The organism is Prescottella equi, assembly GCF_020171745.1.
Lineage (GTDB): Bacteria > Actinomycetota > Actinomycetes > Mycobacteriales > Mycobacteriaceae > Prescottella > Prescottella equi_A.
The window spans coordinates 95397-105969 of the sequence record NZ_JAIVAH010000003.1 but is presented as its reverse complement, the minus strand read 5'-3'; the positions used below and the strand labels follow the sequence as shown (position 1 = coordinate 105969).

The 10573-nt window shown below is 65.8% G+C and carries 10 protein-coding genes and 1 pseudogene; 3 read left to right on the top strand and 8 right to left on the bottom strand.

The window, feature by feature from the left end; genetic code table 11:
• Window positions 1–575: 575 nt before the first annotated feature.
• From LCL87_RS01275 to trhA, 6 genes are all read right to left on the bottom strand, one after another.
• Complete coding sequence (locus tag LCL87_RS01275) at window positions 576–1616, bottom strand: alpha/beta hydrolase (protein ID WP_225015796.1); 1041 nt, start codon at window positions 1614–1616, stop codon at window positions 576–578.
• A gap of 156 nt (window positions 1617–1772) precedes the next feature.
• Window positions 1773–1895: a hypothetical protein gene (locus LCL87_RS25700; RefSeq protein ID WP_510850676.1), complete on the bottom strand. Its 123-nt coding sequence runs from the start codon at window positions 1893–1895 to the stop codon at window positions 1773–1775.
• A 101-nt stretch (window positions 1896–1996) separates the two neighbouring features.
• Window positions 1997–2155: a hypothetical protein gene (locus LCL87_RS01270; RefSeq protein ID WP_225015794.1), complete on the bottom strand. Its 159-nt coding sequence runs from the start codon at window positions 2153–2155 to the stop codon at window positions 1997–1999.
• 619 nt (window positions 2156–2774) lie between these two features.
• Window positions 2775–2966, bottom strand: a complete 192-nt coding sequence (locus tag LCL87_RS01265) for a hypothetical protein (protein ID WP_225015792.1) — start codon at window positions 2964–2966, stop codon at window positions 2775–2777.
• A gap of 144 nt (window positions 2967–3110) precedes the next feature.
• Complete coding sequence (locus LCL87_RS01260) at window positions 3111–4595, bottom strand: wax ester/triacylglycerol synthase domain-containing protein (protein WP_225015790.1); 1485 nt, start codon at window positions 4593–4595, stop codon at window positions 3111–3113.
• 94 nt (window positions 4596–4689) lie between these two features.
• Window positions 4690–5358, bottom strand: coding sequence for a PAQR family membrane homeostasis protein TrhA (gene trhA / locus LCL87_RS01255; protein WP_225015788.1), 669 nt, complete (start codon window positions 5356–5358; stop codon window positions 4690–4692).
• A gap of 178 nt (window positions 5359–5536) precedes the next feature.
• Here trhA and LCL87_RS01250 point away from each other — a divergent pair, with 178 nt between their 5' ends.
• The gene (locus tag LCL87_RS01250; RefSeq protein ID WP_225015786.1) at window positions 5537–6304 is read left to right on the top strand and encodes an isoprenyl transferase; all 768 of its coding nucleotides are present in this window, start codon (window positions 5537–5539) and stop codon (window positions 6302–6304) included.
• A 34-nt stretch (window positions 6305–6338) separates the two neighbouring features.
• On the opposite strand, the gene LCL87_RS01245 is transcribed toward LCL87_RS01250, so the two are convergent.
• A complete protein-coding gene (locus LCL87_RS01245) occupies window positions 6339–6968 on the bottom strand; it encodes a TetR/AcrR family transcriptional regulator (RefSeq protein WP_225015784.1) in 630 nt (209 codons plus the stop codon).
• Window positions 6969–7115: 147 nt separating this feature from the next.
• On the opposite strand from LCL87_RS01245, the pseudogene LCL87_RS01240 reads away from it, so the two are divergent.
• Both LCL87_RS01240 and LCL87_RS01235 read left to right on the top strand, forming a co-directional pair.
• Window positions 7116–8450: pseudogene (locus LCL87_RS01240) on the top strand (flavin-containing monooxygenase).
• Window positions 8447–9586: a serine hydrolase domain-containing protein gene (locus LCL87_RS01235; protein WP_225015782.1), complete on the top strand. Its 1140-nt coding sequence runs from the start codon at window positions 8447–8449 to the stop codon at window positions 9584–9586. Before LCL87_RS01240 ends, LCL87_RS01235 begins: the two are co-directional and overlap by 4 nt.
• Before the next feature lie 53 nt (window positions 9587–9639).
• Here the strand turns inward: LCL87_RS01235 and coaA are convergent, their stop codons facing one another.
• On the bottom strand, window positions 9640–10572 hold the full coding sequence (gene coaA, locus LCL87_RS01230) for a type I pantothenate kinase (RefSeq protein ID WP_225015775.1): 933 nt from the start codon (window positions 10570–10572) through the stop codon (window positions 9640–9642).
• Between the last annotated feature and the right edge of the window lies 1 nt (window position 10573).

The window sequence follows — 10573 nt, the reverse complement described above, 5'->3', positions numbered from 1 at the left end:
GGCCCGTGCAGACACGCACGGGCCCACGGCGTTCGCTGACGTACTCGTTGCGGCGTGACCTCAGCTGAGGGCGAGGCCGGCAAAATCGATCAAGTTACGGAACGAGTTGAGCAGGCCGACGCCGATGGCATCGATGCTCATCACGGGGATCTTGACCAGGTCTGCAAGCGAGCTCATTTTCCAACCTCCGGATTGTTTGCAGGCCTCCACGGGAGGCACTGCCAGTCGAATGATGCGAATCGGGTCGTGATCGCGACGCGATCACACACAGGTCATCGGGCGAGGCGTGGGCCGGGTCAGGCTTCGCTGCTCGTGACGACGCCACCCAGCCAATCGAGGATGGCCTTGACCGTGCTTCCCGCCAGGTCGATCGACTGGACGGAATCGAAGATGCTCGCTAAGGAACCCATTTCTTTCTCCCGACAGTTTGCGGCCACACGTTCCTGTCGGGGTCCCAACAGAAATGCGAGTGCCGAGTTCTGCACGCGCAATTGCGCGTACCTGTCGCACCCTAGCAACGAACGGTCGGTTCGTCCTGTCGATACCAATTGTTCGGTCGACAGTGGGTTCAACTGTTACCGGAGGGCGGACTCGATCGTCGGCCACGATCGGCCGAGCTCGTCGCGCCAGTAGCCCCACGCGTGGACGCCGACCGGCTGCGCGCTGCGGGTGACATCGGCGCCGGCGTCCCGAAGCGCCTGTGCGAGCTGATCGGTGCAGAGGTTCGACCCGGCCTCGAGGAGGCCGCCGACCACGACGGTGTCGGCGAGTCCGGGCTTGTCGAGGGTCTCGTACGGGCCGGGGAGTCCGCTGCCGGAGGAGAGATAGACCTTCTTGCCGGCCAGGCGGTGCGCGTTGCGGAACATGTCGTGGTCGGTCCAGGCTGCCCCGCCCTGCGGTCCCCACATGAGGTCGGCGTTGCCGTTGCCGTTCAACACGATCAGATCGGTGAGAGTCTTACCGATCGGGCCCTCGGTGAGATAGCAGCCGCTGTAGCCCGCGGCGCCGTCGTACAGATCGGGGTAGCGCGCGGCGAGCATCAGGGCGCCCTGTGCGCCGGAGGAGATTCCACTGATCACGTTGCGGCCGTTGGTCTGGAACTGGGCATCGACCAGCGGGGGAAGCTCCTTCGCCAGGAACGTCTCCCACTGGACACGCCCGAACTTCGGGTTGTCCTGGGCCCAGTCCTGGTAGAGGCTGCCGGTGCCGCCGACCGGCAGCACCACGTTGATGTTCTTGTCGGCGTAGAACTCCTGCGCATTGCCCTTGGCCGGGTCGAGCCAGTTGGTGCTCTCGGGCTTCCCCGAGTTGCCGTCCAGCAGGTACAGGACTCCGCGGGGCTGGCTCCGGTCGGCCGGGGTCAGTACGTACACCGGGACGTCGCGGCCCATGGCCGGCGACGCGACGGTCATCAGGACCAGGCGATCGGAAACGTTGGTGGACGCGACGATCGAGGCCTTACCGTCCTGCGACGCCGCGGCCTGCGCGGGCACGCCCCCGGCGAAGGATGCGGGCGCGGTGGCTACGGAGACCGTCGCCAGTGCGGCGGTGAACGCGAGGGCGCACGCGAATCGCGTTGTGCGCATGCTGTGCTGGTGGATACTGCCGCGACTCATGGTTTTCGATGTCCTTTACGCCGGCGTAGCAGGAGGTCCGGCGGACGTCAGGACCGACCGTGCGCCGCGCCAGGAGTCTAGGAGATGGGCCGGGATACGTATAGATGCCACACGGCGCCGCACCTGAAGGCACGGCGCCGTGTGAAATAACGATGCTTACGTCAGGATGGTGCTGCCGACGTTGCCGCCGCTCAGTGCGGAGAGGATGGCAGCGATGCTCTCGAGGTTGTTGTGCAGGCTGCCGACGAACAGGTTGTTGAGTGCCTCGATGGACCCCATGATGCTCCTAAGTAATCGGGTGAGTGTTTTCGATAGCCCGCGAAGAAGCGGTTCGCGGCGAGCGAAGTCGATTCCCGCAGGCTGAAGGTGATTCTGGGAGATCAGCCCAGCGAGCCGGTGGCCGTGAGGCTCGCAGTGATGCCGGCGACGCCGTCTTCGAGTGCGCCACCGATCGAACCGAACGGTGCTGCTGCCGCGCTGGAGAGGACCGCCAGAACGTGGTTGATCACGCCGAGGTACGGGTTGACGAGAGCTGACATGTGCGCCTCCTGATTTCGTGTTCCATGATTGGCCCCATCCCCGAGTGCGAGCCCTGGATTTGGGCACCAGTCAGCGGTCGCGAGCAGTCGCGACTTGACAGGCGGAGACGCTATCAAGATCAAGTGGCGAAACATAGAGGTTTCGTTGCGACGTTTGTACCAGTTTCGTAAATTGGTCGAATGTTTGACCGCAAGGCGGTCGCAGCTAGGGTCTTTGTGCCCGATCATGTTGTCCGACCGAATGTTCGAGTCTTGGATTCGCGCTCCTCAGTGGAACGCTGCTGACGCTGACTGCGCCAGGGAGGTGCGTCAGGGCGGGTGTTCCGCACATACATATCGGGGCCCGCGCTTTCGCGCGAGCCCCGATAGGCGTTTCTGTCGTGGCATCGATGCCGACGGAGTTACTTCTCCATCGGATTCGTGCCGCCGCTCAGAGCGAAGAGGGAGTTGACCACCTTGGTGATCGCGGGGCCGGCGCTGCCGGTGAAGACGCCGAGGGCTTCGTATACGGATCCCATGATTCTCCTTACCTGGGGTGAGTGTGGCTTCGGAACTGATTCACTGCCGACTCAGAAGCATCTAGATCTGGAGTCGAAGCCGGAATTCGGTTTGCTGTGAATTACTTCGGCGGGGCGGCCGAGAAACTCTCGATCGAACCGAAGCCGATTTCGACCAGGTCGCCGAGCGAACCGAGTCCGCCCTGGATGGCCGACTCGGCGGAGCCGATGAACGTGCCGAGCAGCCCGTCGGCGCCCAGCGAGCCGAAACCGCCCTCGACGAGCGCGCCCATGATTCCCTGGAGTGAACCCATAGTGTCCTCCTGAAGATGTCGTGTAGTGATCGGGTAGAGATCCGGATTCACCTGTTTCGGATCGAATACCGCAGTCCCCGCCCTGGGTTATTCGCCCCCTGACATACGGAACGGTAACAAGCGGTTCAAGGCATTGGGTCGGTTTCATGAAATTTGTTGTGAATCGCGGAAACGCTTGTGGTCAGGGCTTTCTGAACACTTGACCAACTCGCGGAAGGACGCGGTCAGCAGTTCCCGATATCGGTCCGTATCCGGCATCATCGCGGTATCGGCACAGAACGAGATCTCGATCTCGTCGCCGTGATGCGACACGATCAGATGTCGCAATCCGACGTTGTCGATGACCCCGAGGATTCCGAAACTGCGGGCGAGGGGTGCGCCGCGCAGAACGAGATCGTCGCCGGTCCACGGGATGTTGCTGACCATGGTGTTGACGGTTTCGACGGTGCCTTCAGGTTGCTTGCGTAGGTGCATGAGTTTGCCGACCAGTTGCAGCAGCCAGGCCGGCGACGACTCGATCCGGGTGGCTGCGGTCTGGACGTCGGGATTGCGGTGGCGGTTCTTCTCGGCGCGGACGGACGCGTTGATCGTGCGCAACCGTTCGAGCGGATCACCGACATCGGTGTGCAAGTCAACGCTCATCAACGCGAGATGGTTCGCGCGGTTGTCGATCGGTTGGTCCGCAACTCCGGGTCGCGTGCCGCGTAGGGACATCGGCACTACCGCCGCCAGCGAGCCCGGGGGCGTTTCACCCTTCTCGGACAGGTAGGCGGCCAGTGCCCCGGAGATCGTCGCCAGGAGAACGTCGTTGAATGTCGCGCCTTCGACTGCCGATTGGACGGTGCGGATGTCGTCCGGCGAGAAGCTCACGACGTCGAAAGTGAGGTCACCGCTCAGCTTGTGGTTGAAGCGGGTTGCCGGGCGTCTCGGTCCGGGCGGCGCGATCGTTCCGGCGCGTACCTGCTCGGTCACCCGGTCTGCTGCTTCCTTGGTGACTGTCAGTCCCTGCCTGAAGTCGCTCCAGCCTGCCGGGATCCGGCCGAGCGCCTTCACGAACTCGACCGGCGCGAACCAGCTTCCGGTCTCCCGTGGAAGCGGCGGATGGGTCTCGTTCCTGCCGAAGATGCGCAACGCCAAGTCTCGTGCGGCGAGGCCGTCCCCGGAACTGTGGTGGCAGCGAAGCACGGCGACCGTCATCCGGTCGGGTAGGCCTTCGATGCCGGTGACCTCGGTGATGAAATGCAACTGCCACGGCGGGCGGGTGAGGTCCAGTGGCTTGCCTGAGAATCTCGCGATGTGGTGGCGCAGCGCGTCCCATCCGGGGCCGTCGACGCGTTCCACGATCACGTGATTCGAGAGGTCGAGTGTGGGGTCGGGGACCCACACCGGGTAGTCGAGAGACATCGGGACGTGCCGCAGGCGTCGCGTGAAGACCCCGCTGTATCCGAGCCGCTCGCGCATCCATTCGATGGCCTCGGCCTGGGTGATCGGCGCGGCCTCGGCGGTGGTGTCGAACAGATAGATGCCCGTCGAGTTCGAGATATGACCCTCGGTCTCGTGATAGACGAACTCGGCGTCTTGCGGTGCCAGCCTGGAGATTCCGCCTACTGGTCGTTCGGTGGTTGTCACACTGCTCCTCCCCGGTCAGATCAGATCAGGGTAGGCAGACCGGGCGGGCTTCGAGACCGTTTTACGGAGCTTGGTGGGATTTCGGGGAGCGGGGTTACCCGAACACCACGAGGCAGACCGCGACGAAGTGGCACACGGCCGCGACAGCGGTTGCGGCGTGGAAGAACTCGTGATGCCCGAATGTCTGCGGCCACGGATTCGGCCATTTGGTCGCGTAGAGGATCGCGCCGACGCTGTAGAGGACGCCTCCGACGGCGAGCAGGACCATCGGGGCGACACCGGCCTCGCGGACGAGTTCGCCGGCCACCGGGATGATCGCCCAGCCGAGCAGTAGATAGAGCGGGACGCCGACCCATCGAGGGGCGGTGGGCCACAGCATCTTCAACGCGACGCCGGCGAGCGCGCCGCACCACACCACCGTCAGTAGGGCGGCGCCGGTGCGCGGTGGCAGCGCCAGCAGGCCGAACGGGGTGTAGCTGCCGGCGATGAACAGGAAGATCATCGAGTGGTCTGCGCGCTTCATCCACGTCCGTGCGCGGACCGTGTGCCAGTGAATCCGGTGATACGTCGTGCTCACCGCGAACAGGCCGCACACGGTGATGCCGTAGACGAGGGTCGCGATCCCGGCGCGCGGGCCCTCGATCGAGAAGGCGAGCGAGACGAGCACGGCGCTCGCGAGGATCGCGACGACCAGCGACCATGCGTGGATCCATCCGCGCATGCGGGGCTTGACCGGGAGGTCGTCGAGTCCGAGTGCCGTCATTCCGTGCCCCTGTCTGTTGTTCCGCTCGATGGGACAGTCTCCGCAAAACCTACGCAACAGTAACCTACGGTTCCGTAACCTGGAAGGGTGTCGGCAGTGAGGCATGCGCGACACTCGGGTGCTCGGCGCCGGTGGGACGCGTTCGCGGCGTAGTCTTTGATCCCGTGGTGATGTCCAGGTGAAGTTGCGCGGCCTGCTGTACAGCATCTACGAGCGACGGCTGTTGCGCCGTCTCGACGGTTTACAGCATCCGCGCCATGTGGCGGTGATGTGCGACGGCAATCGCCGCTGGGCGCGGGAGAATGGGTTCGCCGACGTCAGCCACGGGCACCGGATGGGCGCCCGCAAGATCGCGGAACTGCTGCGCTGGTGTGATGCGGCCGGGATCGAGATGGCCACCATCTACCTGCTCTCCACCGAGAACCTGCGGCGCGAGCCCGAGGAACTCGACACGCTCCTCGAGATCATCACCGAGGTCGTCGAGGAGATCTCGAAGCCGGGCAAGAACTGGAGTGTCAAGATCGTCGGCACGCTCGACCTGCTGCCGGAGGATCAGGCGCGGCGGCTGCGAGAGGCTGCCGAGGGCACGCGGGGCCGCACGGGCACGCACGTCAATGTCGCCGTCGGCTACGGCGGCCGGCAGGAGATCGCCGACGCCGTCCAGTCCCTGCTTCGCGACAAGCTGGCCGAGGGGCTGACCGGCGACGACCTCGTCAAGGCCATGAGCGTCGAGGGCATCGACGGTCACCTTTACACGTCGGGTCAGCCCGACCCTGATCTGGTGATCCGCACGTCGGGGGAGCAGCGGCTGTCGGGGTTCCTGTTGTGGCAGAGCGCGTACTCGGAGATCTGGTTCACCGAGGCGTACTGGCCCGAGTTCCGGCGCGTCGACTTCCTGAGGGCGCTGCGCGACTACGCCGCGCGGCACCGTCGCTTCGGTGCGTAGCCGCCGTCATCGACGCAGTGGAGCCTGACCGTCGTCAGTTCGCCGGTGGGGTGAGGGCGGGGAACCAGATGTCGGTGAGGACCTCCGCGGCCTGGTCGCGGGGGATCTCGATCGTGCCCTGCACTGCCCAGCGGGTGAAGAACCGCTCGAGTTGTGTGACGAGCAGTTCGATCCGGAGCCGCGCCTCCTGCTCGCGATCGGTGCCCCAGCGGGTGAGGTAGGTCGGCATCGCGTCCGGTAGCGCCGCGATGGCTTCCCGGGCGGGCTCCCGGAAATCGGGCTCGAGGACCAGGGCCTCGTCCCATGCCGGCAGGATCGCGCGATTGCGCTCGAACCAGTCGATGGCGCGCTCGACCCAGTGGGTGAACTCGGTGCGCGAACCGGTCCCCAGGACGTCGTCGAGATCGGCGTAGACGGATGCGGCGCGCGGGTCCATCGACTCGGATCCGATCTTGCGCAGGATGTCGGTCTTACCGGTGAAGTGCAGGTAGAACGTGGCCCGGCTGCAGCCCGCCGCGGAGGCGATGTCGTCGATCTTGACCGCCGCATAGCCGTTCGCGGCGAACAGGTCCCGCGCGCAGTCGAGGAGGCGTCGACGTGTCAGTCGCTTCTGCTCGTCCCGCAGTGTCGTCTTCCTGGCGGGCACTGCTTCGGTCTCGTTCATCGCACACCTCCGCTCGCATCGTACGGAGGCGCCCGATTCCACCCCCGCGAACATTCGCTTGACAGTATGTCAGCGAGTCCGGTTCTATGACGTGGATCACGTCCCATCTGTTGCCTGCCGCAATCCGATTGTGGGAAAGGAGCTTCAATGCCCCAGCTACCCAAGGTGTGCATCATCGGCGCCGGCTGTTCCGGCTTCACCACGGCCAAGAGGCTCAAGGACCACGGCATCCCCTACGACTGCTTCGAGGCGTCCGACGACGTCGGCGGCAACTGGTACTACAAGAACCCCACGGGCATGTCGTCGTGCTACGAGAGCCTGCACATCGATACGTCGTCGACTCGTCTGCAGTTCGAGGACTTCCCGGTCCCCACGGACTGGCCGCACTTCCCGCACCACTCGCTGATGCACGACTACTTCCGCGACTACGTCGAGAAGTTCGGCCTGCGCGAGACCATCACGTTCGGGACGATGGTGGAGAAGGCGCAGCGGAACGCGGACGGCACCTGGGATGTCACGCTCGACACCGGCGAGACCCGCACCTACGACGCGCTCGTCGTGGCCAACGGGCACCACTGGGATCCGCGGATGCCCGAGTACCCGGGCACGTTCGACGGTTCGATCATCCACAGCCACGACTACCTCAACGTGTTCGACCCCATCGACATGCGCGGCAAGAACGTCGTGGTGGTCGGCATGGGCAATTCGGCGCTCGATATCGCTTCGGAGCTGTCGCATCGGTCGATCGCGAAGCACGTGTGGGTATCTGCCCGACGCGGCGTCTGGGTGCTGACCAAGTACCGCGAGGGCAAGCCGGCCGACAAGATGATGATGCCGCCGTGGATGCCGAAGAAGCTGGGACTGGCTATCGCGCGGCGCAAGATCAAGAAGTCGCTGGGGCAGATGCAGGACTACGGTCTCCCCGAGCCGGACCACTAGCCGCTCGGCGCGCACCCGTCGGTGAGCATCGACTTCCTCGCCAAGGCCGGTTCCGGGGACCTGACGTGCGTTCCTGCGATCGAGTCGCTCGACGGCGATCACGTCCGGCTCGTCGACGGTCGGCGGATTCCCGCCGACGTCGTCGTGTGCGCCACCGGCTACAACATGAGCTTCCCGTTCTTCGACGATCCGTCGCTGCAACCGGATGCGCAGCACCGCTTTCCGCTGTTCAAGCGGATCATGCAGCCGGGCGTCGACAACCTGTTCTTCATGGGGCTCGCGCAGGCGTCGCCGACGATCGTCAATCTGGCCGAGCAACAGAGCAAGCTGGTCGCCGGCGTGCTCACCGGCGCGTACGAGCCGCCCGCCGAGGACGAGATGCGCCGCATCATCGGGATCGACGACGCGGCCAGCCTCGCGCAGTACTACCAGACGCCGCGGCACACCATCCAGGTCGACTTCGCGCGGTACGTGCGGGACCTGAAGAAGGAGATCGCCACCGGCGAGAAGCGGGCGCAGCAGACGCCGGTCGGCGCGCGGTGACGGCCGTCGAGGGGTTCGCCGCCCCCGCGTTCTCGGGTCTGCGAGACCTGTTGCAGCGCAACCTCGACGACGGCACCGACGCCGGTGCGTCGGTGTGCGTGGTGGCCGACGGCGAGACGGTGGTGGACCTGTGGGGCGGGGTCGCGGACGTCGACACCGGCGCGCCCTGGGTCAAGGACACCGTCGCCAACACGTACTCGCTGACCAAGACCATGACCACGCTCGCCGCGTTGCTGCTCGTCGACCGCGGGCAACTCGAGCTGGACGCTCCCGTCGCCCGCTATTGGCCGGAGTTCGCGGCGAACGGCAAGGACGGGGTGCTGGTGTGCCATGTCCTCGGCCACACGTCGGGCGTGAGCGGGTGGCAGCAACCGGTTTCCCTCGCCGACATCTGCGACGCCGTCCGCGGCGAGGATCTGCTCGCGGAGCAGGCGCCGTGGTGGGAGCCCGGCACCGCGTCCGGCTATCACGCCACGAACTTCGGGCACCTGGTCGGCGGCATGGTCCGCCGGATCACGGGTATCGGTCTGGGCGAGTTCTTCGCGATCGAGGTCGCGGCGGCGTGCGGGGCCGACTATCTCATCGGTGTCCCGACCGACGTCGATCCGCGGGTCGCCCCGCTGATCGCGCCGCCGCCCACCGGATTCGACTATGCGGCACTGCCGCCCGACGGAGTCTTCGTCAAGACGATGGCCAACCCGGTGATCCCGGTGCCGGAGACGTCGAGCCGGATGTGGCGCGGCGCCGAGATCGGCGGCGCCAACGGGCACGGGAATGCGCGGTCTGTGGCGCTCGCCCAATCAGTCGTCTCGCACGGCGGCCGGACGGCGTCGGGGGAGCAGTTGCTGCGGCCCGAGACGATCGACCGGATCTTCGAGGTCCAGTCCGACGGCGTCGACCAGGTACTCGGCGCGGCACTGCGATTCGGCCTCGGCTACGCGCTGCCCGCGCCGGCGATCCACCCGTCGATCCCTGAGGGTCGGGTGTGCTGGTGGACCGGGTACGGCGGCTCGATCGTCGTCAACGACCTGGATCGCCGGATGACGTTCGCGTACGTGATGAACAAGATGACCCCGCAACTCCTCGGTGCGCCGCGCACCGAGGGCTACGTCGCGCAGGCGTACGCGGGCCTGTAGACCCGGGTGTTCTTTGCGTCTGGAGGGGGACGCAAAGAACACCCGCGACCCGATCAGAGCTTGCGCAGGCGCAGGCGATTGATGGTGTGGTCGGCGTCCTTGCGCAGCACCAGTGTTGCGCGCGGACGGGTCGGGAGGATGTTCTCGACGAGATTCGGCCGGTTGATCGAGTTCCAGATGTCCTCGGCCGCGAGGGTGGCGTGCTCGTCCGACAGTGCCGCGTAGTGATGGAAGTGCGCGTTCGGATCCGCGAACGACGTCTTACGCAGCGCCAGAAAACGTTTGATGTACCACGCCTCGATGTCCTCGATGCGCGCGTCGACGTAGATCGAGAAGTCGAACAGGTCCGAGACCATCAGTCGCGGGCCGGTCTGCAGTACGTTGAGGCCCTCGATGATGAGGATGTCGGGCTGCCGGATGAGGTGGTACTGGCCCGGGATGACGTCGTACGAGATGTGCGAGTACACCGGGGCCGCAACCTCTTCGGCGCCCGACTTGACCTCGGTGACGAACCGCAGCAGTTTGCGGCGGTCGTAGCTCTCCGGGAAGCCCTTGCGGTGCATCATGCCCCGGCGGGTCAGTTCGGCGGTGGGGTAGAGGAAGCCGTCGGTGGTGACGAGGTCGACGCGCGGGTGGTGCTCCCAGCGGGCGAGCAGGGCCTGCAGCACGCGGGCGGTGGTCGACTTGCCGACCGCAACGCTGCCCGCGACGCCGATGACGAACGGCACCTGACGGTCGGGGTGCTTGTCCCCGAGGAACGTTGCGGTGGCCGCGAACAGCCGCTGACGGGCGGCGACCTGCAGGTGGATCAGACGCGCGAGCGGGAGGTAGACCTCGGCTACCTCGTCGAGGTCGATCTGTTCGCCGAGGCCGCGGAGGCCGACGAGTTCTTCCTCGGTGAGGACGAGCGGCGTCGACTTGCGGAGCTTGCGCCACTGCTTGCGGTCGAACTCGACGTAGGGGCTGGATTCGCTCACCCGTGCCATC

Bases quoted from the DNA above. Each gene is read 5' to 3' on its own strand.
- LCL87_RS01275 (WP_225015796.1), bottom strand. From the start codon at position 1,616: ATGAGTCGCGGCAGTATCCACCAGCACAGCATGCGCACAACGCGATTC.
- LCL87_RS25700 (WP_510850676.1), bottom strand. From the start codon at position 1,895: ATGGGGTCCATCGAGGCACTCAACAACCTGTTCGTCGGCAGCCTGCAC.
- LCL87_RS01270 (WP_225015794.1), bottom strand. From the start codon at position 2,155: ATGTCAGCTCTCGTCAACCCGTACCTCGGCGTGATCAACCACGTTCTG.
- LCL87_RS01265 (WP_225015792.1), bottom strand. From the start codon at position 2,966: ATGGGTTCACTCCAGGGAATCATGGGCGCGCTCGTCGAGGGCGGTTTC.
- trhA (WP_225015788.1), bottom strand. From the start codon at position 5,358: ATGACGGCACTCGGACTCGACGACCTCCCGGTCAAGCCCCGCATGCGC.
- LCL87_RS01245 (WP_225015784.1), bottom strand. From the start codon at position 6,968: ATGAACGAGACCGAAGCAGTGCCCGCCAGGAAGACGACACTGCGGGAC.
- coaA (WP_225015775.1), bottom strand. From the start codon at position 10,572: ATGGCACGGGTGAGCGAATCCAGCCCCTACGTCGAGTTCGACCGCAAG.